Source organism: Pantoea sp. GM_Pan_4, from assembly GCF_026541005.1.
Taxonomy (GTDB): Bacteria; Pseudomonadota; Gammaproteobacteria; order Enterobacterales; family Enterobacteriaceae; genus Pantoea; species Pantoea dispersa.
Window position 1 is genome coordinate 1,181,408 of the sequence record NZ_JALNUZ010000001.1, and the last position, 24,643, is coordinate 1,206,050.

Annotated in this window: 24 protein-coding genes; 17 read left to right on the forward strand and 7 right to left on the reverse strand. The window is 60.3% G+C overall.

From position 1 onward, the window contains the following. Window positions 1–60 precede the first annotated feature (60 nt). Complete coding sequence (locus OXR61_RS05855; RefSeq protein WP_021508628.1) at window positions 61–564, reverse strand: DUF1198 family protein; 504 nt, start codon at window positions 562–564, stop codon at window positions 61–63. Between the two features lie 175 nt (window positions 565–739). On the opposite strand from OXR61_RS05855, the gene folD reads away from it, so the two are divergent. Together folD and ybcJ are read left to right on the forward strand one after the other, a co-directional pair. Continuing rightward, window positions 740–1,606 carry a bifunctional methylenetetrahydrofolate dehydrogenase/methenyltetrahydrofolate cyclohydrolase FolD gene (gene folD, locus OXR61_RS05860; RefSeq protein WP_021508629.1) on the forward strand — a complete coding sequence of 289 codons (867 nt, stop codon included), beginning with the start codon at window positions 740–742 and terminating at the stop codon, window positions 1,604–1,606. Further along, window positions 1,606–1,818 (forward strand): ribosome-associated protein YbcJ, encoded by a 213-nt coding sequence (ybcJ, locus tag OXR61_RS05865; RefSeq protein ID WP_010618497.1) that lies wholly within the window; start codon window positions 1,606–1,608, stop codon window positions 1,816–1,818. The genes folD and ybcJ overlap by 1 nt, the downstream gene beginning before the upstream one ends. Before the next feature lie 149 nt (window positions 1,819–1,967). Here the strand turns inward: ybcJ and cysS are convergent, their stop codons facing one another. Then, the gene (gene cysS / locus OXR61_RS05870; RefSeq protein ID WP_021508630.1) at window positions 1,968–3,353 is read right to left on the reverse strand and encodes a cysteine--tRNA ligase; all 1,386 of its coding nucleotides are present in this window, start codon (window positions 3,351–3,353) and stop codon (window positions 1,968–1,970) included. Between the two features lie 218 nt (window positions 3,354–3,571). Here cysS and ppiB point away from each other — a divergent pair, with 218 nt between their 5' ends. From ppiB to purK, 4 genes are all read left to right on the forward strand, one after another. Beyond that, window positions 3,572–4,066 carry a peptidylprolyl isomerase B gene (gene ppiB, locus OXR61_RS05875; RefSeq protein WP_021508631.1) on the forward strand — a complete coding sequence of 165 codons (495 nt, stop codon included), beginning with the start codon at window positions 3,572–3,574 and terminating at the stop codon, window positions 4,064–4,066. Beyond that, entirely contained in the window at window positions 4,066–4,782 is a 717-nt protein-coding gene (locus OXR61_RS05880) for a UDP-2,3-diacylglucosamine diphosphatase (protein ID WP_021508632.1), read from the forward strand. Before ppiB ends, OXR61_RS05880 begins: the two co-directional genes overlap by 1 nt. 133 nt (window positions 4,783–4,915) lie before the next feature. After that, a complete protein-coding gene (gene purE, locus OXR61_RS05885) occupies window positions 4,916–5,425 on the forward strand; it encodes a 5-(carboxyamino)imidazole ribonucleotide mutase (RefSeq protein ID WP_021508633.1) in 510 nt (169 codons plus the stop codon). Next, on the forward strand, window positions 5,422–6,486 hold the full coding sequence (gene purK, locus OXR61_RS05890; protein WP_021508634.1) for a 5-(carboxyamino)imidazole ribonucleotide synthase: 1,065 nt from the start codon (window positions 5,422–5,424) through the stop codon (window positions 6,484–6,486). Before purE ends, purK begins: the two co-directional genes overlap by 4 nt. A 261-nt stretch (window positions 6,487–6,747) precedes the next feature. Here purK and ybbP read toward each other — a convergent pair whose 3' ends face one another. Continuing rightward, window positions 6,748–9,165 carry a putative ABC transporter permease subunit YbbP gene (ybbP, locus tag OXR61_RS05895; RefSeq protein ID WP_021508635.1) on the reverse strand — a complete coding sequence of 806 codons (2,418 nt, stop codon included), beginning with the start codon at window positions 9,163–9,165 and terminating at the stop codon, window positions 6,748–6,750. Next, entirely contained in the window at window positions 9,162–9,848 is a 687-nt protein-coding gene (gene ybbA / locus OXR61_RS05900) for a putative ABC transporter ATP-binding protein YbbA (protein ID WP_021508636.1), read from the reverse strand. Before ybbA ends, ybbP begins: the two co-directional genes overlap by 4 nt. Between ybbA and tesA the strand changes: the two genes are divergently transcribed. The 5 genes from tesA (at window position 9,816) to OXR61_RS05925 (ending at window position 13,618) form a co-directional block, all read left to right on the forward strand. After that, window positions 9,816–10,442, forward strand: coding sequence for a multifunctional acyl-CoA thioesterase I/protease I/lysophospholipase L1 (gene tesA / locus OXR61_RS05905; RefSeq protein WP_021508637.1), 627 nt, complete (start codon window positions 9,816–9,818; stop codon window positions 10,440–10,442). The genes ybbA and tesA overlap by 33 nt on opposite strands. Window positions 10,443–10,473: 31 nt before the next feature. Further along, the gene (locus OXR61_RS05910) at window positions 10,474–11,247 is read left to right on the forward strand and encodes an SDR family oxidoreductase (protein ID WP_021508638.1); all 774 of its coding nucleotides are present in this window, start codon (window positions 10,474–10,476) and stop codon (window positions 11,245–11,247) included. A gap of 79 nt (window positions 11,248–11,326) precedes the next feature. Next, a complete protein-coding gene (locus OXR61_RS05915; protein WP_021508639.1) occupies window positions 11,327–12,181 on the forward strand; it encodes a co-chaperone YbbN in 855 nt (284 codons plus the stop codon). 64 nt (window positions 12,182–12,245) lie between these two features. After that, window positions 12,246–13,160: an SPFH domain-containing protein gene (locus OXR61_RS05920; RefSeq protein ID WP_021508640.1), complete on the forward strand. Its 915-nt coding sequence runs from the start codon at window positions 12,246–12,248 to the stop codon at window positions 13,158–13,160. Further along, window positions 13,160–13,618, forward strand: a complete 459-nt coding sequence (locus tag OXR61_RS05925) for an NfeD family protein (RefSeq protein WP_021508641.1) — start codon at window positions 13,160–13,162, stop codon at window positions 13,616–13,618. Before OXR61_RS05920 ends, OXR61_RS05925 begins: the two co-directional genes overlap by 1 nt. On the opposite strand, the gene cueR is transcribed toward OXR61_RS05925, so the two are convergent. Then, on the reverse strand, window positions 13,594–14,010 hold the full coding sequence (cueR, locus tag OXR61_RS05930; RefSeq protein WP_021508642.1) for a Cu(I)-responsive transcriptional regulator: 417 nt from the start codon (window positions 14,008–14,010) through the stop codon (window positions 13,594–13,596). The genes OXR61_RS05925 and cueR overlap by 25 nt on opposite strands. Window positions 14,011–14,105: 95 nt before the next feature. Between cueR and copA the strand changes: the two genes are divergently transcribed. The 3 genes from copA (at window position 14,106) to ybaK (ending at window position 18,128) form a co-directional block, all read left to right on the forward strand. Further along, window positions 14,106–16,616 (forward strand): copper-exporting P-type ATPase CopA, encoded by a 2,511-nt coding sequence (copA, locus tag OXR61_RS05935; protein ID WP_021508643.1) that lies wholly within the window; start codon window positions 14,106–14,108, stop codon window positions 16,614–16,616. Window positions 16,617–16,684: 68 nt separating this feature from the next. Beyond that, window positions 16,685–17,485 carry a TraB/GumN family protein gene (locus OXR61_RS05940; protein ID WP_021508644.1) on the forward strand — a complete coding sequence of 267 codons (801 nt, stop codon included), beginning with the start codon at window positions 16,685–16,687 and terminating at the stop codon, window positions 17,483–17,485. A 163-nt stretch (window positions 17,486–17,648) separates the two neighbouring features. Continuing rightward, complete coding sequence (ybaK, locus tag OXR61_RS05945; protein WP_021508645.1) at window positions 17,649–18,128, forward strand: Cys-tRNA(Pro)/Cys-tRNA(Cys) deacylase YbaK; 480 nt, start codon at window positions 17,649–17,651, stop codon at window positions 18,126–18,128. Here the strand turns inward: ybaK and OXR61_RS05950 are convergent. Beyond that, on the reverse strand, window positions 18,125–18,994 hold the full coding sequence (locus tag OXR61_RS05950) for a LysR family transcriptional regulator (protein WP_021508646.1): 870 nt from the start codon (window positions 18,992–18,994) through the stop codon (window positions 18,125–18,127). The genes ybaK and OXR61_RS05950 overlap by 4 nt on opposite strands. A 90-nt stretch (window positions 18,995–19,084) precedes the next feature. Between OXR61_RS05950 and OXR61_RS05955 the strand changes: the two genes are divergently transcribed. Beyond that, window positions 19,085–19,516 (forward strand): multidrug/biocide efflux PACE transporter, encoded by a 432-nt coding sequence (locus OXR61_RS05955; RefSeq protein WP_021508647.1) that lies wholly within the window; start codon window positions 19,085–19,087, stop codon window positions 19,514–19,516. A gap of 34 nt (window positions 19,517–19,550) precedes the next feature. Here OXR61_RS05955 and ushA read toward each other — a convergent pair whose 3' ends face one another. After that, entirely contained in the window at window positions 19,551–21,302 is a 1,752-nt protein-coding gene (gene ushA, locus OXR61_RS05960) for a bifunctional UDP-sugar hydrolase/5'-nucleotidase UshA (RefSeq protein WP_021508648.1), read from the reverse strand. A 163-nt stretch (window positions 21,303–21,465) separates the two neighbouring features. Here ushA and OXR61_RS05965 point away from each other — a divergent pair, with 163 nt between their 5' ends. Together OXR61_RS05965 and ybaL are read left to right on the forward strand one after the other, a co-directional pair. Beyond that, window positions 21,466–22,665: an MFS transporter gene (locus OXR61_RS05965; protein ID WP_262264324.1), complete on the forward strand. Its 1,200-nt coding sequence runs from the start codon at window positions 21,466–21,468 to the stop codon at window positions 22,663–22,665. A gap of 219 nt (window positions 22,666–22,884) precedes the next feature. Continuing rightward, window positions 22,885–24,573, forward strand: a complete 1,689-nt coding sequence (ybaL, locus tag OXR61_RS05970) for a YbaL family putative K(+) efflux transporter (protein ID WP_021508650.1) — start codon at window positions 22,885–22,887, stop codon at window positions 24,571–24,573. Window positions 24,574–24,643: the final 70 nt, after the last annotated feature.

Here is a 24,643-nt window from a genome sequence, read left to right on the forward strand (position 1 = left end):
GCGCGTCAACGTTTTTGCCGCCAACGGACGGCAGAGTGACGAGGGAATGAACAATTCGCCTTAATGACGCTGGCGCCACTCGCTCAGCGAGACCAGATTACTCACCTCCGCGGATTCCCCTTCCAGTTCAATCCCCTGCGGCGTGAAGCGCGCATTATACTGCTCGCGTAACGCATGCAGCTCCTGGCTGTCCGGCTCCAGCTGGCGCAGAAAGCCCAGCGCCAGCAACAGCTGCTGACGTGAAATCAGAGCGGAGAACCCCGCCTTCGTCAGAAGGTGATGCCAGCGCTGCGCGTTCTCATCGCTGCCATCAACAATCAGCACCTGCCAGATCAGCAGCACTGCCGCACCATTATTGAGGTGCGCTTCGTTGTCGCCGCGAATGTAATCGGTGAACTCGTTTGCCGCCTCTTTGCCCATCTGCGCAAGCAGCGATTCAACGTGCACCGGCGGCAGCTGCAGCCGCTTGCTGAGCGCCTGCGCGGCGTGGCGCGAACCGGCGGTCAGCAGCTGAAATCCCACAACAAACACTATCGCCAGCGTGGCGAGCATCAACCAAATCATCACGTGTTCCACATCATTGCCTGGCGGGCATAATACGCGCTAAGCCTGGCGCGCGCCACGGCGAAAAATCGGGAAACCGGTCGCGTAAACGAATCTGTGACTGACAGCCGCACGCGCTTCTGACAGAATAGGCGCCATCCCCGATTTAACTCTCTACAGATGGATTTCCTCTCTGATGGCAGCAAAAATTATTGACGGTAAAACGATTGCGCAGCAGGTGCGCCTTGAGGTTGCCGAAAAAGTGCAGCAGCGTCTCGCTGCCGGTAAACGCGCCCCTGGCCTGGCCGTGGTGCTGGTCGGTGAAAACCCGGCATCGCAGATCTATGTCGCTAACAAACGCCGCGCCTGCGAAGAGGTCGGTTTTGTCTCGCGCGCTTATAACCTGCCCGCCAGCACCAGCGAAGCCGAGCTGCTGGATGTGATCGATGAGCTGAACAATGACGACGCTATCGATGGCATTCTGGTGCAGCTGCCGCTGCCGGCCGGGATCGATAATGTCAAAGTGCTGGAGCGCATCACGCCGGACAAAGACGTTGATGGCTTCCATCCTTATAACGTCGGTCGTCTGTGCCAGCGCGCCCCTAAGCTGCGTCCGTGTACGCCGCGCGGCATCGTGACGCTGCTGGAGCGCTATAACATCGATACCTACGGCCTGAACGCCGTGGTGGTTGGCGCATCAAATATCGTCGGTCGCCCGATGAGCATGGAGCTGCTGCTGGCCGGCTGCACCACCACCGTCACTCACCGTTTCACTAAAGATCTGCGCCATCACGTCGAGCATGCCGACCTGCTGGTAGTGGCGGTCGGTAAGCCGGGCTTTATCCCGGGCGACTGGATCAAACCAGGTGCGATTGTGATTGATGTCGGTATTAACCGGCTGGAAAGTGGCAAAGTGGTCGGTGATGTGGATTTTGCGTCAGCCTCTGAGCGCGCGGCTTACATCACGCCTGTACCGGGCGGCGTTGGCCCGATGACGGTCGCCACGCTGATTGAGAACACGCTGCTGGCGTGCGAGCAATATCACGATGTGGAGCAGGCATAATGGCGAGTTTTTCACTGGGTAAACATGCGCACGTTGATTTGTGCGATCTGCTGAAGCTGGAAGGCTGGGTGGAGAGCGGCGCGCAGGCCAAAGCGGTGATCGACGAAGGCGAAGTGCGCGTTGATGGTGCCATCGAGACGCGTAAGCGCTGCAAGATTTTTCCCGGTCAGACGGTTGAGTTTGCCGGTCAGCGCGTAACGGTTGTGGCCTGATTTTTATCAGGCAAATCCGGACCTGTAGCGGCGCAATTTATTGCGCAATGAATTGCGCCGCTACGATAAGTGCATCAGGTTAATTACCCATAAACAGTGGGTTATAGTTAGCCGTATAAAAAAGGGCGAACCGCAGTTCGCCCTTTTTGTTATTTACGGCGCCAGCTTGACCCCTGAGGGCCATCTTCCACGATAACGCCCAGCTCGTTCAGCTTGTCACGTGCGATGTCCGCCTGCGCCCAGTCTTTCGCGGCACGCGCATCGGCGCGGGTTTTCACCCAGTGTTCAATCTCCGCCACTTCATCGGCATTCACCTGTGCGCCACTCTGCAGGAACTGCTCCGGATCCTGCTGCAGAATGCCCAGCACATCGGCCAGCTGACGCAGTTTCGCGGCCAGCGCATCGGCGGCGGCTTTATCTTCCCCCTTCAGGCGATTGACTTCACGCGCCATATCAAACAACACCGAGTAAGCTTCCGGCGTGTTGAAATCATCGTCCATGGCGGTACGGAAGCGGGCTTCAAACGCCTCACCGCCAGCCGGCGTCGCGCTGGCATCGGTATGGCGCAGCGCGGTGTAAAGGCGCTCCAGCGCCGCGCGTGCCTGATTCAGGTTATCTTCGCCATAGTTAAGCTGGCTGCGATAGTGGCCGGACATCAGGAAATAGCGCACGGTTTCCGCATCGTAGTGCTGCAGCACATCGCGCACGGTAAAGAAGTTGCCGAGCGATTTCGACATCTTTTCCCGGTCAACCATCACCATGCCGGAGTGCATCCAGTAGTTCACGTACGGGCCATCGTGCGCACAGGTCGACTGCGCCACTTCGTTTTCATGGTGCGGGAACATCAGGTCTGAACCGCCGCCGTGGATGTCGAAATGGGTGCCAAGCTGTTTGCAGTTCATCGCCGAACACTCAATGTGCCAGCCCGGACGGCCATTGCCCCACGGTGAGTTCCACGCCGGCTCATCGGCTTTGGACATTTTCCACAGCACAAAGTCCATCGGGTTGCGCTTCACTTCCGCCACTTCCACGCGCGCGCCGGCCTGCAGCTGTTCGAGATCCTGACGCGACAGCGCGCCGTAATCTTTATCGCTCAGCACATCAAACATCACGTCGCCGTTATCCGCCACGTAGGCATGACCGCGATCGATCAGTTTGCCGACCAGTTCGATGATCTCCGCGATGTGGCGCGTGGCGCGCGGCTCGAGATCCGGCGGCAGAATACCCAGCGCGGCAAAATCTTTGTGCATTTCGGCGATCATCCGGTTGGTCAGCGTTTCAATGCTTTCCCCGTTTTCGTTGGCACGTTTAATGATCTTGTCATCGATATCGGTGATATTACGCACGTATTTCAGCTTATAGCCCACGTAACGCAGGTAACGCGCGACCACGTCGAATGCCACAAAGGTACGCCCATGGCCGATATGACAGAGGTCGTAAACCGTGATTCCACACACGTACATACCGATTTCACCGGCATGAATGGGTTTAAATTCCTCTTTCTGGCGACTCAGGGTGTTATAGATCTTTAGCATTGAACGATTCCGTTGTTTACGTGTGCGGGATACGCCTTCTTGATGTAGCCGGTTATTGTGCCGTATTTTTCCGACTTGTGCATCGCTCGCTTCGCAACTGCCGTTGCCTTACTGACGCGTTATTGGAAATTGTGATATAAGAGGCGTCTACAAAAATGCCCCGCCGCCTTGCCGGTGCGGCAGTTGATACTGACGACAACCTCCACAGGACGAATATAATGGTCACTTTCCAGACGAACCATGGCGATATCGTAATCAAAACCTTCGATGACAAAGCGCCGGCTACCGTACAGAACTTCCTGGACTACTGCCGTGAAGGTTTCTACGACAACACCATTTTTCACCGCGTGATCAACGGTTTCATGATTCAGGGCGGCGGTTTCGAGCCGGGCATGAAGCAGAAAGCCACCAAAGCAGACATCCGCAACGAAGCCAACAACGGCCTGAAAAACACCAAAGGCACGCTGGCGATGGCGCGTACCCAGGCGCCTCACTCGGCTACCGCACAGTTCTTCATCAACGTTGCCGATAACGACTTCCTGAACTTCCGTGACGAAAGCCTGCAGGGCTGGGGTTACTGCGTGTTTGCTGAAGTGGTTGAAGGCATGGACGTGGTCGAAAAAATCAAAGCAGTGAAAACCGGCCGCAGCGGCATGCACCAGGACGTGCCGGTTGATGACGTGATCATCCAGAAAGTGACCGTCAGCGAGTAATGTCGCGCACGCTGTTTATCGCAGATTTACATCTGTGTCAGGAAGAACCGGCAATCACTGCCGGTTTTCTGCATTTTTTGCAGCGGGAAGCGCAGCAGTGTGATGCGCTTTATATCCTCGGCGATCTGTTTGAAGCCTGGATTGGCGATGACGATCCTAATCCGCTGCATCAGCAGATCGCCGACGCCCTGCGTGCCCTGCCGGTGCCCAAATTCTTCATTCACGGCAATCGCGACTTCCTGTTAGGTCAACAGTTTGCCCGCGCCAGCGGCATGACGCTGCTGCCCGAAGAGCAGGTGCTGGAGCGCTATGGTCAGCGCGTGCTGATGATGCACGGCGACACGCTGTGTACTGACGATCACGGTTATCAGCGTTTTCGCGCCAAAGTGCATCAGCGCTGGCTGCAGCGGCTGTTTCTCGCGCTGCCGTTGCGTCTGCGCATGCGCATCGCTGCGCGGATGCGGGCCGACAGTCAGCAGGCCAACCAGCACAAGTCACTGAGCATCATGGACGTCAACCCGCAGGCGGTAGCCGCGGCGATGACGCGCCAGCAGGTGCCGATCCTGATTCACGGCCACACCCATCGTCCGGCGATTCATCAGTTCGAGCTCGCCGGCACGCCTGCGCAACGCGCGGTGCTGGGCGCGTGGCATGAGCGCGGATCGATGATTCAGCTGGACGCACAGGGCGTGCAGTTGATCGAATTTCCTTTCTGATTGTTTGCGGCGGAAATGCCGGTTTTCCGCCTACGCAACCGTTTTCCTTGCCGCTGTCTCGTGCTATTCTCTGTGCCCTTCTTTACCTGCCCGCCCGGCCAGGTTCGTTTGATTATTCACAGGAGTTGACCGCATGTCATCCAACGCCGCCCCGGCCCGTATCGCCATCGTCATGGGTTCCAAAAGTGACTGGGCTACCATGCAGTTCGCCGAGGAAATCCTTAACAGCCTGGATGTCCCGTTCCACGTTGAAGTGGTCTCTGCGCACCGTACGCCAGATAAGCTGTTCAGCTTCGCAGAGCGCGCAGCCGACAACGGTTTTCAGGTGATCATCGCCGGTGCCGGCGGTGCGGCGCACCTGCCAGGCATGCTGGCGGCGAAAACCCTGCTGCCGGTGCTGGGCGTACCGGTACAGAGCGCAGCGCTGAGCGGCGTGGACAGCCTCTACTCCATCGTGCAGATGCCGCGCGGCATTCCGGTCGGTACGCTGGCCATCGGTAAAGCCGGTGCCGCCAACGCCGCACTGCTGGCGGCGCAGATCCTGGCGATTCACGATCGCGATCTGGCTGCACGCCTGGCCGCCTGGCGTCAGAGCCAGACCGATGAGGTGCTGAATAATCCGGATCCGCGGGAGGACGCATGAAGCCAGTTTGCGTACTCGGCAACGGTCAGCTGGGCCGCATGCTGCGCCAGGCCGGCGAGCCGCTGGGCATCGCCGTGTATCCGGTCGGGCTGGACGCGGAGCCGTCGGCACTGCCGATCGCGCAAAGCGTAATCACCGCGGAAATCGAGCGCTGGCCGGAAACCGCGCTGACGCGCGAGCTGGCTAACCATCCGGCGTTCGTCAACCGCGATATTTTTCCGCGCCTCGCCGATCGCCTGACGCAAAAGCAGCTGCTCGACCAGCTCAACCTGGCAACCGCGCCGTGGCAGTTACTGGCTGAGAAAAGCGAGTGGCCGGCGGTATTCAGCACGCTGGGCGAGCTGGCGATCGTCAAGCGCCGCACCGGCGGCTACGACGGCCGCGGCCAGTGGCGCCTGCGCGCCGACGAAACCGCAACGCTGCCGGATGAGTGCTACGGCGAGTGCATCGTTGAGCAGGGTATTAACTTCAGCGGTGAAGTCTCGCTGGTGGGCGCGCGCGGGCACGATGGCCGCACGGTGTTTTATCCGCTGACGCACAACCTGCATCAGGACGGCATTCTGCGTACCAGCGTTGCCTTCCCGCAGGCTGATGCCGCGCAACAGCAGCAGGCAGAAGCGATGCTGAGCGCGATCATGCATGAGCTGAAGTATGTGGGCGTGATGGCGATGGAGTGTTTCGTCACACCGCAGGGCTTGCTGATCAATGAGCTGGCACCGCGCGTGCACAACAGCGGCCACTGGACGCAGAATGGCGCCTCAATCAGCCAGTTTGAACTGCACCTGCGTGCGGTGCTCGGTCTGCCGCTGCCGCAGCCGGTGGTGTTTGCGCCGTCGGTGATGGTCAACCTGATTGGCACCGACCTCAATACCGACTGGCTGCAGCAGCCACTGGTGCATCTGCACTGGTACGACAAAGAAGTCCGCGCCGGACGTAAGGTCGGCCACCTGAATCTGACCGACAGCGATCCGGCACGCCTCACCGCCGCACTCAATGCGCTGGTACCGCTGCTGCCTGACGCCTATGCGAGCGGCATTGCGTGGGCCGTGGCGAAGCTGTAGTTCCGCGGTATTCCCCTCACCCTTGCCCTCTCCCACAGGGAGAGGGGATTATACGGTGCGATCTTTAAGTTTGACGCTCACCTGAACGTTCTGAAGTGCAGAATCACTCATACGGGCTCGATCGGCCCCCTCTCCCGTGGGAGAGGGAATCATGCGCTGCGATTTTCTGTTTAACGCTCACCTTAACGTCCTGAAGTGCAAAATCACGCATACGGGCTCGATCGGCTCCCTCTCCCGTGGGAGAGGGCTGGGGTGAGGGCATCAGGCAGCATCAAACCGCCTGAACAGCGCTTTCCCCTTCAGTAAGCGGACACCCAGCCAGCCGCCGCAAAGCGACAGCAATGCCGCGCCACACAGCGGCAGCGCCAGCCACAGCGTCCAGTCCGGCTGCCACGGGAAATCAAAAATCTTACGCTGAAGTCCCCACAGTGCCGCTTCCGCCCCCAGCGCCGCCGCGATTCCGGCGACCACGCCAAGCAGCGCAAACTCACACCATAGCGTGCCGCGCAGCAGGCGCTGGCTGGCACCGAGCGTGCGATACACCACCAGCTCCTGCCGGCGCTGGCGCATGCCGACCTGGATCTGCGCCAGCAGCAGTAACACACCGCAAACCGTCACCAGGATCACCATGATCTCCAGCGCCTGGCTCACCTGCGCCAGCACCTGTCCAATCTGCTTCAGCATGCTGCCGACATCCAGCAGGCTCAGCGTCGGGAACGCGCGGTTGAGCTGCGCCAGCAGCGCGGGATCGTTCGCCATGCGGAAGCTGGTCAGCCAGGTTTGTGGCTGCTGATCGAGCGCGCCCGGCGGGAAGATAAAGAAGAAGTTTGGCCGCAGGCTCTCCCAGTCGACCTTGCGCAGACTGGTGATCGTCGCGCTGAACTGCTGCGTATCGCCGCTAAATGTCAGCCTGTCGCCGAGCCTGACGCCCAGACGGTCGGCCAGCTCGACCTCCATTGAGACTTCACCGGCTTTCGGCGGCCAGCTGCCGGCCACCAGCGGATTATGGTCCGGACGCTCCGTCTGCCACGTCAGATTAAGCTCGCGATTCAGCGCGTTATCCATGTTGGGATCGGCTGGCTTGCCGTTCAGCTCAGTGAGCCTTGCCCGCACGATCGGATAGAAGGTTCCGGCGTTAACCTGATGCTGCCGCAGGAACTCGTCTACCTGCGGCACCTGCTGCTGGGTCAGATTGAGCAGAAAATAGTTGGGCGCATCCGCCGGTAATTGCTGCTGCCAGCGATCGAGCAGATCGCCGCGCATCACCAGCAATAACGCCAGCAGCATAAAGGAGAGCGAAAACGCCGCCAGCTGGCTGAGCGTCATGGCGGGCTGACGCAGCAGACGGTTGATCGCCAGGCGCAGCGCCAGATTACGCACCACCAGTCTGCGCAGCAGCAGGAGCGTGCCCCAGCCGAGCAGCGCCAGCAGCAGTGCCAGCATCACCACGCCAGCCAGCAGCGCCCACAGCATTTTGCTGCCGCCCATCAGCAGCGCAAGGAGCGCTACCACCACCAGCGCCATCACCGGCAGATAAATACGCAGCGGCCACAGCGAGGCTACCGCATCACGACGCAGCACGCGCAGCGGCTGTGTGGCCATCAGCAGACGGTATGGACGCAACCCGACCAGCAGCGAGATCACCACCAGCGCGCCAATCGCCCACAGCCACGGCCAGACGCTGGCAGCCGGTAAAGCGGCGGGCAGCACCGGTTTGAGCATCAGCAGCAGCGCGACTTCAATGCCCTGCCCCAGCGCACTGCCGGCGATGGCAGCCAGCAGCAGTACGGCCAGCCACTGACCGATAATCAGCCGCTGCAGCGATTTACGCGTGGCGCCCAGCGTTTTCAGCACTGCCACCAAATCGTAACGGCTGCGGCAGTAATGACTCATGGCGACCGCCACTGCGGCAATCGCCAGCAGCAGGGTTAACAGCGCCGAGAGCAACAGAAACTGCTGCGCACGCTGCATTGAGCGGCCCAGCGCATCCTCGGAATTTTCCACGCTGATCCAGCGCTCGCCGGCCTGCAATTGCGGCTGAATCCAGCGATCATAGCGCGCCAGCGGTGCCGCCTCGCCGGAAAACTTATAGCGCCAGCTCAGCCGGCTACCAGGCTGGATCGCGCCGGTTTTCTCCACGTCAGCAAGGTTCATCAGCAAACGTGGCGCCGTCTGAAACGGATTAAATCCGCCGTCCGGCTCCTGAATCACTTCGCCGGCAATGCGCAGCGTGGTATCGCCCACGTCAATGCGGTCACCGACCTTCAGGTTAAGCAGCGCCAGCAGACGCGGCGCGGCCAGCACCGTTCCAGCCACCGGACGCAGGCCGGGCGGATCCGTCTGCAGGGTGCCGAACATCGGGTACGCATCATCGACCGCTTTGACATCGGCCAGCTGCGGCGTCTCCTGCGCAAAGGTCATGGTCATAAAGCTGAGCTGCCGGCTGACCGCCAGCCCCTCTTCGCGCGCTTTGTCCAGCCACGCATCCGGTGCCGGTTTACTGCTGCGCAGCGTGCGGTCGCCGGCCATAAAGTCACGGCTCTGCTGGCTCAGCCCTTTCTCCATGCGATCGCTGATGGAGCCCAGCGCCAGCACGCAGGCCACCGCCAGCGTCAGCGCCAGCCAGACAATCAGCAGCGAGGGCGAACGCCACTCGCGCCAGAACCAGCGCCAGATCATGCTTCCTCCCACAGCTTGCCGTCGCGCAGCCGCAGGCGACGATCGCAGCGTGCCGCCAGCTGCTCATCGTGCGTCACCAGAATCAGCGTGGTGGCGAAATCGCGGTTGAGCGAAAACAGCAGATCGGCGATGCGATCGCCGGTTTTGCGATCGAGGTTACCGGTCGGCTCATCGGCAAACAGCAGGCCGGGACGGCCGCTGAAGGCGCGTGCCAGCGCCACGCGCTGCTGTTCGCCGCCGGAGAGCTGGGCCGGCAGATGGTGCAGACGATCTTTTAGTCCGAGCTGCGTCAGTAATTCAGTGGCCTGCGCGCGACTGTCGCGATCGCTGTCTCCGCGCAGCAGTGCAGGAAGCTGCACGTTCTCCAGCGCGTTGAGCGTGGGCACCAGCATAAAGGACTGAAACACAAAGCCGACCTCACGCGCGCGCAGCGCGGCGCGCTGCTCTTCGTTCATCTGATGAAGCGGCTGGCCCAGCAGATGCACTTCGCCGCTGCTGCCATCATCCAGTCCGGCGAGAATGCCCAGCAGGGTGGATTTCCCGGATCCCGACTCGCCGATCAGCGCCAGCGTCTCGGCTGGTTTGACAACCAGCTCAACTCCGGTAAGGATGGTCAGCTGATGCTCTCCCTGACCGACGGACTTAGTAAGATGATGAACTGCAACAATGTTTTCCGCTGGCATTATTCCTTCCTGTTGTTATTGCTGCTGCTGGTGTCGCGCATCGCCGCCGCCGATACCCTGCTGATTCTCGGCGATAGCCTGAGTGCCGGCTATCGCATGTCCGCCACCGCAGCCTGGCCGAGCCTGCTCGACAAAACCTGGCAACAGCAGCCCAAAGTGGTTAACGCCAGCATCAGCGGTGATACCGCCGGTCAGGGGCTGGCGCGGTTGCCGGGCCTATTAAAACAGCATCAGCCGCAGTGGGTGTTAATCGAATTGGGCGGTAACGATGGGCTGCGCGGCTTCCCGCCGCAAAACATCGCGCAGGATCTGAGTAAAATTATCGATCAGGTCAAAGCCGCTAACGCCCAGCCGCTGCTGATGCAAATTCGTCTGCCGGCTAATTATGGCCGACGCTACACCGACGCGTTCAGCGCGCTCTATCCGCGCCTCGCGCAGCAGTATCATATTCCGCTGGTACCGTTCTTTATGGAGCAGGTTTATCTGAAGCCGGAGTGGATGCAGCAGGACGGTATTCACCCCAATCCGGATGCGCAGCCGTTCATCGCCAACCTGATGGCTGAGCAACTGGCTCCGCTAGTTAAGCATGATTAACGCCGCGACGTGCCCAATGACAGGTAAAGATATGCAAAAGTCCGTATTAATTACCGGCTGCTCCAGCGGCATCGGTCTGGTGGCGGCCAACGATCTGCTGGCGCGCGGCTATCGCGTGCTGGCCGCCTGTCGCCGCGCTGACGATGTGGCGCGCATGGATGAGCTCGGCTTCACCGGCATCCTGCTGGATCTTGACGATCCGGCCAGCGTGGATGCCGCCGCCGATCGCGTGCTGGCCCTCACCGATCACTGCCTGCACGGGCTGTTCAATAACGGCGGCTTCGGCCAGTACGGTCCGCTGACCAGCGTGTCGCGTCAGCAGCTGGAGCAGCAATTCTCCACCAACTTTTTCGGCACCCACCAGCTGACGCTGCGCCTGTTGCCGGCGCTGCAAAATAGCGGCGACGGGCGGATTATCAACACCAGCTCGGTGCTCGGCCTGATTTCCACGCCGGGCCGCGGCGCTTATGCCGCCAGTAAATGGGCGCTGGAGGCGTGGAGCGATGCGCTGCGCATGGAAGTGCGCCACAGCGGCGTGCGCGTCAGCCTGATTGAGCCAGGCCCGATTACCACCCGCTTTACCGAAAACGTGCAGCAGGGCGAACGCGACAAGCCCGTGCGCAACCCCGGTATCGCCGCGCGCTTTAGCCTGCCGCCGGAGGCGATTCTGCCGAAACTGCGGCATGCGCTGGAGAGTAAACATCCGCGCCTGCGCTATCCGGTGACGCTGGTCGCCTGGGCGATGAGTCTGCTTAAACGACTGCTGCCGGGCTGGATGCTGGATCGCATTTTACGCAGTAACTAAACTGCAAGCCGGAATTGAACTTGAAGCCGGGGCGTTTGCCCCCATATCCTCAACACACTTTCTGCCAAGAGACGTATTCATGTCACACGCTTTGATTATCGACATCAACGAATCCAACCTGCAGCAGACGCTGGAGCAATCGATGCAGCTGCCTGTACTGTTCTACTTCTGGTCGGAGCGCAGCCAGCACTGCCAGCAGCTGACGCCGGTGCTGGAGCGTCTGGCACAGGAGTACGCAGGCCAGTTTATTCTGGCGAAACTGGATTGCGATAAAGAGCAGCTGGTGGCATCGCAGTTTGGTCTGCGCTCTCTGCCGACCGTCTACCTGTTCCAGAACGGCCAGCCGGTCGATGGCTTCCAGGGCCCGCAGCCGGAAGAAGCAATTCGCGCGCTGCTGGAGAAAGTCCTGCCGCGTGAAGAGGAGTTAAAGGCGCAGCAGGCGATGCAGCTGATGCAGGAAGGCAAGCCGCTGGATGCGCTACCGCTGCTGAAAGACGCCTGGCAGCTGAGCAATCAGAACAGTGAAATCGGTTTTCTGCTGGCAGAAGTCCTGATTACCCTGAACCGCAGCGAAGAAGCCGAAGCGGTGCTGGCTGTGGTGCCATTGCAGGATCAGGATACGCGCTATCAGAGCCTGATTTCGCAAATCGACCTGCTGAAACAGGCCGCCGACACGCCGGAGATCCAGCAGCTGCAGGAGCAGATGGCAAGCGAACCGGACAACGCCGGTCTGGCTGCTAAACTTGCGTTACAGCTGCATCAGGTGGGCCGCAATGAAGAAGCGCTCGAGCTGTTGTTAGGTTTTCTGAAGCGCGATCTCAGCGCCGGTGATGGCGAAGTGCGCAAAATGTTCCAGGAGATTCTGGCGGCCCTCGGCACCGGCGATGCCCTCGCCTCGCGCTATCGTCGCCAGCTCTACTCGCTGCTGTACTGACCGGTACCGCGCGGTAAACGGGCCGAAGCGACTCGGCCCGACAATCTGACAGCCAGGAGGTTATATGTTAACAGTGATTCCCGTCATCATCGTGCTCGCGCTGGTTACCGTGTGGGCCGGTGTCAAAATTGTGCCACAGGGCTACCAGTGGACGGTGGAGCGCTTTGGCCGCTACACCAAAACGTTGCCGCCCGGCCTGAATTTAGTCGTGCCGTTCATGGATCGTATTGGTCGCCGGATCAATATGATGGAGCAGGTCCTCGATATTCCCTCGCAGGAGATCATCTCCAAAGATAACGCCAACGTCACCATTGATGCAGTGTGCTTTATTCAGGTGGTGGATTCGGCGCGCGCCGCTTATGAAGTCAGCAATCTTGAGCTGGCCATCATCAACCTCACCATGACCAATATCCGCACCGTGCTCGGTGGTATGGAGCTGGATGAGATGCTGTCGCAGCGCGATAACATTAATACCCGCCTGCTGCACATTGTTGATGAAGCGACCAATCCGTGGGGGGTAAAAATCACCCGTATTGAAATCCGCGACGTGCGCCCGCCGCAGGAACTGATAGCGGCCATGAACGCGCAGATGAAAGCCGAGCGTACCAAACGCGCCGATATCCTCGCCGCCGAAGGCGTACGCCAGGCGGCCATCCTGCGCGCCGAGGGCGATAAGCAGTCGCAAATCCTTAAAGCGGAAGGCGAACGTACCTCCGCCTTTTTGCAGGCGGAAGCGCGCGAGCGTCAGGCCGAAGCCGAGGCCAACGCCACGCGGATGGTGTCAGAAGCTATCTCTGCCGGAGATATTCAGGCGATTAACTACTTCGTGGCGCAGAAATACACCGATGCCCTGCAAAAAATTGGCGAAGCGAATAACAGTAAAGTGGTGATGATGCCGCTCGACGCCAGCAGCCTGCTCGGCTCGGTGGCCGGTATCAGCGAGCTGCTGAAAGAGAGCCGTCAGGAGCGCAAACCGTGATGCTGATGGAGCTGATTGCGCATCCGCACTGGTTCTGGCTCACGCTGGGCGGTTTACTGCTGGCAGCGGAGATGCTCGGCACCAGCGGTTACCTGCTGTGGAGCGGCGTGGCGGCGGTGCTGGTCGGGATCATTGAGTGGCTGTTTCCGTTCTCGTGGACCAGCCAGGGCATGTTGTTCGCCGCCCTGACGCTGCTGTGCGTGTTTTTCTGGTATCGCTGGATGCGCTTTCGCGAAAGTGCGCAGCAGCCGAATACACTTAATCAGCGCGGCAGCCAGCTGATTGGCCAGCACCTGACGTTAGACAGTGCGCTAAAAGACGGCGTCGGTCATGTGCGCATTGGTGACAGCAGCTGGCGCGTGCAGGCGCAGGAAGATTTGCCAGCGGGCACGCCGGTGATCGTGACCGGCGTGTCAGGCATCACGCTGCTGATTCAGCCGCGTTTGCCGCCCTCCTGATGACCGCAGCCCGCCAGGTGATTGATGATAGGACATTCGGCACCGTCATCGCCCGGGCAGGCTGCAGCCAGTTCCAGCAGACGCGCGCGCATCGCGTGCAGCTCTTCAATATGCGCCGCGATCTCATCCGCCTTCTGCAGGGTGCGCGCTTTAACATCGGCACTGTGGCGCGCCGGGTTATTAAACAGCGCGACCAGTTCGCGACACTCCTCGAGCGTGAAGCCCACCTGCCGCGCCTGGCGCAGAAAATTGAGCTCATCCAGGTGGTGCGCGCCATAACTGCGATAGCCGTTGTCACTGCGTAACGGCGGCGTAACCACCCCTTTCTGTTCGTAAAAACGAATCGCTTTGCTGGTCAGCCCGGTTTTTTTTGCTACATCGCTAATGTTCATCTCTGCCCCTTGACCTTCCCCTGAATGGAAGGTTTAGGCTTTATAACTAATGCAAACCTTGCAGCGAGTCAAACCTGATAAACGAGGAGTTGATGATGTCACACACACAATTACTGGCTCTGGACGGCTTGTCCTGTGGCCACTGTGTTAAACGCGTTAAAGAGGCGCTGGAGCAGCGCAGCGATGTGGAACAGGCCGAGGTAACGCAGCAGGAAGCGCGCGTCACCGGCGCAGCCAGCGCCAGCGATCTGATTGCCACTGTTGAGCAGGCTGGTTATCACGCCACGCTGAAAAATGAGGCGTCCAGCCCAAAGCCTGATCCGTTGCCAGCTCAGGAGCCGCAGCCGGAGGCGCTGACAACGGAGTCGCAGCCGGCAGAAGAGAATCTTGCGGTGCACCATCTGCTGATAGGCGGGATGAGCTGCGCCAGCTGTGTCAGTCGCGTCGAGCAGGCGTTACAGAAAGTGCCCGGCGTGAGCCAGGCGCGCGTCAATCTGGGTGAGCGCAGCGCGCTGGTGCTGGGCGATGCCGTACCCTCAGCGCTGGTCAGCGCCGTAGACGAGGCAGGTTATTCTGCGGAAGTGATCGAAGATGAACAAACCCGGCGCGAGCGCCAGCAGGTCAGCGCACAGCAGGCGATGCGCCGCTTTAGCTGGCAGGCGGCGCTGGCGCTGATCGTCGGCGTGCCGATGATGGTCTGGGGCATGCTCGGTGATCACATGATGCTAAACGACAGCAATCAGACGCTCTGGCGCGTGCTCGGTGCCGTCACGCTGGCGGTGATGGCGCTTGCCGGCGGCCACTTCTATCGCAGCGCGTGGCGCAGCCTGCGTCATGCTACCGCCACCATGGACACGCTGGTGGCGCTCGGTACTGGTGCGGCCTGGATCTACTCAATGAGCGTCGCGCTGTGGCCGGCATTTTTCCCGCCGCAGGCGCGCCACCTTTATTTTGAAGCCAGCGTGATGATCATCGGCCTGATTAACCTCGGCCATGCGCTGGAACAGCGCGCGCGCCAGCGCGCCTCACAGGCGCTGGAGCGGCTGCTGGATTTAACCCCGGCGCAGGCCTGCGTGATCACTGCCGAAGGGGAAAAGCCGCTGCCGCTGAGCGAAATCACACCGGGCATGACGCTCAAACTGGTCACCGGCGATCGCGTACCGGTGGACGGCGAAGTCAGCCGCGGCGAAGCCTGGCTTGACGAAGCAATGCTCACCGGCGAAGCGCTGCCGCAGTCGCGCCGTCCTGGCGATAAGATTTATGCCGGGACGCTGGTGCAGGACGGATCGCTACAGTTCACCGCCCGCGCCACCGGCAGCCATACCACGCTGGCCCGTATCATCAATCTGGTGCGTCAGGCGCAGAGCAGCAAGCCGGAAATGGGCCGGCTGGCCGATCGCATCTCGGCGGTGTTTGTGCCGGTGGTGGTGGCGATTGCCCTGCTCAGCGGAGCGGTCTGGTATTTTATCGGGCCGCAGCCGCAGCTGGCCTATACGCTGGTGATTGTCACCACGGTGTTGATTATCGCCTGTCCTTGTGCGCTGGGCTTAGCCACGCCGATGTCGGTGATTGCGGGCGTCGGCCGCGCTGCCGAGCTGGGCGTGCTGGTGCGCGATGCCGATGCGCTGCAGCGGGCCAGTGAAGTCGACACCATTGTGTTTGATAAAACCGGCACCCTGACCCAGGGTACGCCGCAGGTCAGCGAGGTGCTGCTGTACAGCGACTGGGATCGTCAGCAGGTATTGCAGGCGGCCGCCCAGCTGGAGCTGGGATCGGGGCATCCGCTGGCGAAGGCGATCGTCGCCGCCGCACCGACCGTCAGTGATGCCCGCGTTGCGCAATTTCGTACAATACGTGGCAAAGGCGTGAGTGCTACTGTCGCTGACAGAACGCTGCTGCTGGGCAATGCGGCGCTGCTGGAAGAGCAGCACATCGACCTGCGCGCCGCACAGCAGGATATCGCGCGGCTCGCCGCGCAGGGCGCCACGCCGGTGCTGCTGGCGGATCAACAGCAGCTGCTGGGCCTGATCGCCCTGCGTGACCAGCTGCGTCCGGAGAGCCGTGCGGCGCTACAGCGGCTGCATCAGTTGGGCTATCGTCTGATCATGCTGACCGGTGACCATCAGACCACTGCCGAAGCCATCGCTGCCGAAGCGGGTATCGATGAGGTGATCGCCGGCGTGCTGCCGGACGGTAAAGCGCAGGCGATTGCGCAGCTGCAACAGCAGGGGTGCAGCGTGGTGATGGTGGGCGATGGCATCAACGACGCCCCGGCGCTGGCGCAGGCGGATGTGGGGATCGCCATGGGCGGCGGCAGCGATGTGGCGGTTGAAACCGCGGCGATGGCGCTGATGCGCAACGATCTGCACTGCGTGGCCGACGCGCTGGCGATGGCCAACGCCACGCTGCGCAATATGCGGCAGAATCTGCTGGGTGCCTTTGTCTATAACAGCCTGGGCATTCCGATTGCTGCCGGCGTACTCTATCCGTTTACCGGCGTGCTGCTCAGCCCCATCGTCGCCGGTGCCGCCATGGCGCTGTCGTCGATCACCGTGGTGAGCAATGCTAACCGTTTGCTGCGCTTTAAACCGGCGCAGCGGCAATAGCAACCTCTGCCCTGTCTTTCGCTGAGCGAAATCGCTAGCATGGATTTTTGACTTAAAAAGGACAAGGCATGAGACGCAGTGTGTGGCACCGCCTGCAACAGCTGGCCAGCAGCCTGTTCCCCGCCAGCTACAGCTGGCCCGCCATGGATATCAGACTCGGAGACCGCCGTCTGCATCTGGCTGGCAGTATTCATATGGGCACGCGCGATATGCAACCGCTGCCGGCCGGCTTGCTGCGCCAGCTGCAGAAAGCCGATGCGCTGGTGGTAGAGGCGGATATTACCCGCGGCAGTTCACCGTTTAGTGAGGGTGAAGCATATCCGCCGCTGGCAACGCGGCTGACGCCAGAGACGCTGCAGCAGCTGACGGCGCTGTGCGATGAGCTGTCACTGAACATCGCGCTGTTTGATAGCCTGCCGTTCTGGCAAATTGCGCTGATGCTGCAGGCGCAGCAGGCGCAGCGGCTGGGGCTGCGACCGCAGTACGGTATTGACTATCAGCTGCTGCAGGCAGCGCAGGCGGCAGGAAAACGCATTATTGAGCTGGAAGGGCCGGAAACGCAGATCGCGTTGCTGAAATCACTACCGCAGGATGGCCTGGCGCTGCTGCTGGATACGCTGGAACACTGGCACACCAACGCGCGACTGCTGCAAACCATGATCAGCTGGTGGCTGGATGCGCCGCCCGCCAGTCAGCCGGTGGCGCTGCCGACTACGTTCAGCAGTGAACTGAACGATACTCTGATGCGCAACCGTAATCAGCACTGGCGCGAGCTGCTGCTGGCGTTGCCGCGCGGGCGCTATGTGGTGGCGGTCGGTGCACTGCATCTCTACGGCGAAGACAATTTGCCGCAGCTGCTGAAGGCATAAAAAAAGAAGGCCAATATTGCTATCGGCCCGTCAAAGAGGAATTTGTTTATGATTTTGGTTATCGCCAGGGTGACTGGCGCCGGCCAATTTTCGCGCAAAGTTCAGATTTTCGCCAGTACTTTCACGCAAACCGAGATAAGAATTTTCGTAGCAAGGATTGATTATGACACCCGCCGTAAAACTGCTGGAAAAACAACAGGTCGCTTTTACCCTGCATCCCTACGAGCATGACAGCCATGAAACCCACTTCGGTGACGAGGCGGTGCGCAAGCTCAACCTGGATGCGCGCCAGGTGTTTAAAACCCTGCTGGTGGCGCTTAACGGTGATGGCAAAGCGCTGGCAGTGGCGGTGACGCCGGTCTCCTCACAGCTGGATTTGAAAAAAGTCGCCAAAGCGCTGGGGGCGAAGAAAGCCGACATGGCCGATCCGCAACTGGCGCAGCGCGTCACCGGCTATCTGGTGGGTGGCATCAGTCCGCTGGGGCAGAAAAAGCGGCTGCCGACGGTGATCGATCAGCAGGCCAGCGAATTCCCGACCATCTTTATTTCCGGCGGCAAGCGCGGGCTGGATATCGAACTGGCCGCGCAGGATCTGGCACGGTTGCTGGATGCCACGCTGGCTGACGTGGCGCGCCGCGATTAATCAGGCTGCTGCGCGCACAGCTGGTCGATCATCCAGCGCCCGGCCGGGCCCGGCGGATTGCGCCGCGACCAGATAACATCCACCGCAATATGCTGCGGCCAGCCCGGCACCGGCAGCTCGCGCAAGACCTGATGACCAAACTGCTGCACCAGCCAGCGCGGCAGTACGCTCCAGCCAAACCCCTGCTCCGCCATCTCCAGCAATAAAAGATAGGTTGGTGCCGACCAGGTGCGGCCGGCCGGCAGCGGCTGGCGGGTTTCCACCCAGGTATTGAGCCGCAGCTGACGCAATTCGCCCAGCTGTGCCTCGCTCACCTGCGAACGGGCTGCCAGCGGGTGATCCTGATGCAGGAAAATCGCCATTTGCGCTTCAACCTGCAGTCGCGCCACCGCCAGATCCGGCGGCAAACGCGGCTGCGCGCGCACCACGCCAAGATGTACGCGCCCGGCCTGCAGTAAATCCAGCACATCCTCATCTTCCGCAATCATGCATTCAAACTCGATATCCGGATAGCGTGCCTCAAAGCGCGTCAGCAGATTTTCATGGTGATCGGCCTGCCAGAAGTCGGAAATGGCCAGGCTGAGGCGCGGCTCAACGCCCTGCGACAGCCGCACCGCCAGTTCATCCAGCCGCTGGCTGGCAGCAAGAATTTGCTGCACCTGCGCCAGCGCGCGCTGGCCCTGAGCGGTCAGCACCGGCTGGCGTCCGCTGCGATCAAACAGCGCAAAGCCTAAGTCATCTTCGAGATTGGCCACCGCGCTACTGATGGTGGACTGACTTTTTGCCAGCGCACGCGCCGCTGCGGAAAACGAGCCGCTGGCGACGGTCTGGACAAATGCCTCAAGGGATTCTGGTGAGTACTTCATGCTGAACCATCGCTTTTATCGATAGGTAATCATTTTATCTTAGCATTGTGCAGTGAGAAAATGCGTGGCGTTACTCAAAAGGAGGTTTATATGCGTACCCGTTCACTGAAAGAACGTTTTTGTCATGCCGCAGGCTTTGAAGGGTTAGCGATCGTCACGGTTGCGCCGCTGGCCGCCTGGGTCATGGATAAACCGCTGTTTCAGATGGGCGCGCTGGCGATTATGCTGTCGACCGTCGCCATGCTGTGGAACATCATTTATAACAGCGGCTTTGACCGTCTCTGCCCGCCGCAGCGCCAGCGCGGTCTCGGCCTGCGCGCGCTGCATGCGCTCGGCTTTGAGGGCGGCTTTATCCTCATCGGCCTGCCGATTGCCGCGTGGATGTTGCATATTTCGCTGCTGGACGCTTTCCTGCTGGAAGTGGCGTTCTTTCTGTTCTTTCTGCCCTACACCATGGCTTACAACTGGGCATGGGATAAACTGCGCCAGCGCTGGGTGAGCCAGAAATCCTGCCGCGCCTGAAAGAGAACGGGCGGCTGATCAGCCGCCCGTATCGTCACTCGTGTGCCGCGCGCGGCCAAATCCACGCCAGAATCATCTGCGGATAGCTGCGCTTCTTTTGCTTCTCCAGCGCTTTGTCGCGCTCCTCAACTTGCTGCGGTGTCAGGTGCACAATCTGCGGTGGCGCATAATCGGCGACGCGCAGCGGTGAGTGCTGGCTGACATAATCGCGCAGCACATCTGCATCGCGCTTACCGCTGTTGCGGAAACCGGCATGGCCGTCAATCACCGGGTAGCCGTCGCCGCCGCTGGCGTTAAAGCTGTTGGTGGCCATGCGATAGGTTTTATCCAGCTGCAGCGGCTCGCCATTGATTTTCACTGCGCTGACGCTTTTGCCATCGGCCACCAGGCTGATGTTGCTGAACTGCGCGAAACCGCCGGAATCCGCTTTGATATTCGCCACCGTCGCCAGGTAGTTCAGCAGCTCTTTGCCCGTCAGCGTCACGGACACCACCTGATTGCCAAACGGCTGGATCTGCAACAGATCGCGCCAGCTGATCTCGCCCTGCGCCAGCGAAGTACGAATACCGCCGCCGCTGATAACGGCAAAGTCGGCCTGAGTAGCCGCCATCTGCGCACGCAGGATCAGCTGAGCCAGCGGCATTTGTTCAAAGCGCACCTTGCTGCGGTCGCCATCAAACACGCTGTCGCTGCGACCCACGTTGACCGCCAGCTGTTTGCCGGCGCGCAGCTGATAAGGCGTCAGCAGCTTCATCATTGCGCCGTTCTGCGCTATCGCTTCCTGATACGGCAGCCAGGTTTCGCTGCCATCAAGGTTCTTCACCTTGTGCTTAAGGTTGACCGGAATCAGCTGATAGTTATCCAGCGTCAGCTCACCGTTGCGGAAGGTGAAATCGCCGCGACCGACAAATTTTCCCCACTCTTTCGCCTGCACGATCCACACGCCGTTCTGGCGATCCGGCTGGCACGGCTGTCCGGGCTGATAATCCGCCACGCTGACGTTCTCTTTTGCCATGCACACTGCATCGTGCGAATGACCGCCGACGATCACATTAACCGTGCCCGGCGGCAGGCTGCGCGCCAGCTCCACATCGCCCGGTGCGTTGCTGCCATGCTGCCCGTCGTCGTAGTGGCCCATGTGCGTCAGCGCGATAATCACATCCGGCTTGTCGCTGGCGCGCAGTTCCGCCACCGCTTTTTCCGTCTCTTTCACCGGATCGCGAATCTCGATCTGCGCCACGTTCTGCGGATTGGCGATGCGCAGCGTATCAGTGGTGGTCAGGCCGATCACCGCAATTTTCAGCCCCATACGATTGAATATCGCCCACGGCTTAAACAGGCGCTTATCGCTGCCTTTGGCATAAATGTTGGCGGCAAGAAACGGAAACTTCGCCCATTTCTGCTGCTTTTGCAGCACGCTGAGCGGTTTGTCGAATTCGTGGTTACCGAGCGCCATCGCGTCATAGCCGATGAGGTTCATGCCGCGAATGTCCGGCTCGGCGTCCAGCACATCCGATTCCGGTACGCCGGTATTGACGTCGCCCGCCGACAGAATCAGCGCGCCGCCGCCCTTCGCCTGCACATCATACCGCTGCTGATCCATTAGCGTTTTTTGCGCGGCCAGACCATATTCGCCCTGCGCGTTGGCCCAGAAATGGCCGTGATGATCGTTGGTGTGCAAAATGCTGAAGCGATAGCTGCGGTCCGGCTGCCACGCCTGCGCCAGCAGCGGCAACAGCAGCATAATCAGCGCCAGCCAGCGCCCTCTGTGCGGTGATAACAACAAAGCCGATCTCCTTATTCTGCGTTTTTTACCGGGCGGTGCGCCTGATGTGCTTTTTCGCCCTTCTGTGTCGCACAGTTCGCCCTTTAACTCAAGGCCAAAGGCGAATACAGTCATGCATGACGTAACAATCTGATAACGAAATTCCCACCCCTTCAGGATCTTTATGGCAAGTGAACAGACGTTAACCCCGACGCGGCGCACCGGGCGTACCGCTTTTGGCATTCTTGGTGCCATCAGTCTCGCGCATCTGCTGAACGATATGCTGCAATCGCTGTTACTGGCGATCTATCCGCTGCTGCAGAAAGATTTCAGCCTCAGCTTTGTGCAAATTGGTTTGATTACGCTGACGTACCAGGTTACGGCCTCATTATTACAACCGCTGATTGGCTATTACACCGACAAATATCCGAAACCCTGGTCACTGCCGGTCGGGATGGGGTTTACCCTGTTCGGTCTGGTGCTGCTGACCTTCGCCAGCACTTATCCGCAGGTGCTGCTGGCCGCAGCGCTGGTTGGCTGCGGCTCATCGGTGTTCCATCCGGAATCGTCGCGCGTGGCGCGTATGGCCTCCGGCGGCCGCCACGGGCTGGCTCAGTCGCTGTTTCAGGTCGGTGGTAACTTTGGCAGCGCACTCGGGCCGCTGCTGGCCGCCATCATCGTCGCGCCCTATGGCAAAGGCCATCTCAGCTGGTTCATGCTGGCCGCGCTGCTCGGCATCATTGTGCTGCTGCAGGTGAGCCGCTGGTACAGCCACCAGCAGCGCGCCACGCAGGCCAGCGCTGCCAGCTGGCCGCGTAACCCCCTGCCGCGCAATAAAGTGGCGCTGGCCATCGGCATTCTGCTGCTGCTGATATTCTCCAAGTACTTTTATCTCACCAGCCTGAGCAGCTATTACACCTTCTATCTGATGCACAAATTCGGGCTGTCCGTGCAGGCCTCGCAGTTCCATCTGTTTGCCTTTCTCGGCGCGGTCGCCGCCGGCACCATTATCGGTGGGCCGATAGGCGATAAAATCGGACGGAAATATGTCATCTGGGGATCGATTCTCGGCGTGGCGCCGTTTACCCTGCTGTTACCGCACGCCAGCCTGATGTGGACCAGCGTGCTGAGCGTCATTATTGGTCTGATCCTTGCCTCGGCGTTTTCCGCCATTCTGGTCTATGCCCAGGAGCTGCTGCCGGGGCGTATCGGTATGGTTTCCGGGCTGTTTTTCGGTTTTGCTTTTGGCATGGGCGGCCTCGGCGCGGCGGTTCTGGGCGTAGTAGCCGACCACACCAGTATCGAATGGGTGTATCAAATCTGCGCCTGGCTGCCACTTATTGGCTTGTTGACCGCTTTCTTACCTGATCAGCAGCAGCGCTGAGCCCTTTCGGGGGGCAACTATTTTTCTCTGCCCCCCTCCATTCTGCATAAATCCTGCCGATATGCTGAGATAACTGAGGAAAATAGCGCTTCGGCTGCGTTTTTGTCTCATTTTTTCAATTTTTTCGTCTTTCACCGCTCAAATGTTTAAACGCGGCGAACGATTGTGCATTACACTAGGTTGTTACAAGCGGATACATTTGCACACAAGGAGACAGGCATGCATCACACTACCCCGTTGATCACCACCATTGTCGGAGGTCTGGTCCTCGCATTTCTCCTTGGTATGCTGGCGAATCGCCTGCGCATCTCGCCGCTGGTCGGCTATCTGCTGGCCGGCGTGCTGGCGGGTCCTTTTACCCCGGGCTTCGTCGCGGATACCAATCTGGCCCCCGAACTGGCTGAACTCGGCGTTATTCTGCTGATGTTCGGCGTCGGTCTGCACTTCTCGCTTAAGGATTTGATGTCGGTAAAGTCGATCGCCATTCCCGGTGCCATCGCGCAGATCGCGGTCGCCACGCTGCTGGGAATGGGTCTGTCATGGGCGATGGGCTGGTCATGGATGACCGGCCTGGTGTTTGGCCTGTGTCTTTCTACCGCCAGTACCGTGGTGCTGCTGCGCGCGCTGGAAGAGCGTCAACTGATTGATAGCCAGCGCGGGCAGATCGCCATCGGCTGGCTGATCGTCGAAGACCTGGTGATGGTGCTGACGCTGGTGCTGCTGCCGGCCATTGCCGGCATGCTGGAGCAGGGAAATGCCAGCCCGACGCTGCTGGCGTGGGACCTGTTACTGACCATCGGCAAAGTCGCTGCCTTTATGGTGCTGATGATGGTGGTCGGCCGCCGCGTGGTGCCGTGGATTCTGGCCAAAAGCGCCGCCACTGGTTCACGCGAGCTGTTTACGCTGTCGGTACTGGCGCTGGCGCTGGGTATCGCGTTTGGCGCGGTGGAATTCTTTGATGTTTCCTTTGCCCTCGGCGCCTTTTTTGCCGGCATGGTGCTGAATGAATCAGAGCTGAGCCACCGGGCGGCACACGACACACTGCCGCTGCGCGATGCGTTTGCCGTGCTGTTTTTTGTCTCGGTCGGCATGCTGTTCGACCCGATGATCCTGCTGGAGCAACCGCTGGCGGTGCTGGGTGCGCTGGCCATTATCGTGCTGGGTAAATCGATTGCCGCCTGGCTGCTGGTCACGCTGCTCGGCCACTCGCGGCGCACCGCGCTGACCATCTCCGTCAGCCTGGCGCAGATTGGCGAATTCGCTTTTATCCTCGCCGGACTGGGGATTTCGCTCGGTATGCTGAGCGACGAAGGCCGCAACCTGGTGCTGGCGGCGGCGATTCTCTCCATCATGCTTAACCCGATTCTGTTTACCGTGCTGGAGCGTTATCTCGACAAAACCGAGACCATGGAAGAGCAGACGCTGGAAGAGGCAATTGAAGAAGAGAAGCAGATTCCGGTGGATATCTGCAATCATGCGGTGATTGTGGGTTACGGCCGCGTTGGCAGCCTGCTGGGACAGCAGCTGATGGAAGCTGATGTGCCGCTGGTGGTGGTGGAGAATTCGCGCCCGCGCGTCGAAGCGCTGCGCGAACAGGGCATCAAAGCCGTGCTGGGCAACGCGGCGCGAGTCGATACCATGGATTTAGCGCGTCTTGACTGCGCGCGCTGGCTGCTGCTGACCATCCCCAACGGCTATGAAGCCGGGGAAATTGTTACCGCCGCGCGCGAAAAGCGGGCAGATATTGAGATTATCGCCCGGGCGCATTACGACGACGAAGTGGCCTATATCATGGAGCGTGGCGCCAATCGCGTGGTGATGGGCGAGCGGGAGATTGCCAACAGTATGTTGCATGTATTGCAGGAAGAGATCGCGCAAAACCCGATTGTGCGCGAGTGCCCGATTTAAGACGTTATTAATTTGCCAGGTCGCCATGAATGGCGCCCCTACCATAAGGTGCGCCGCCATGGAGACCCAA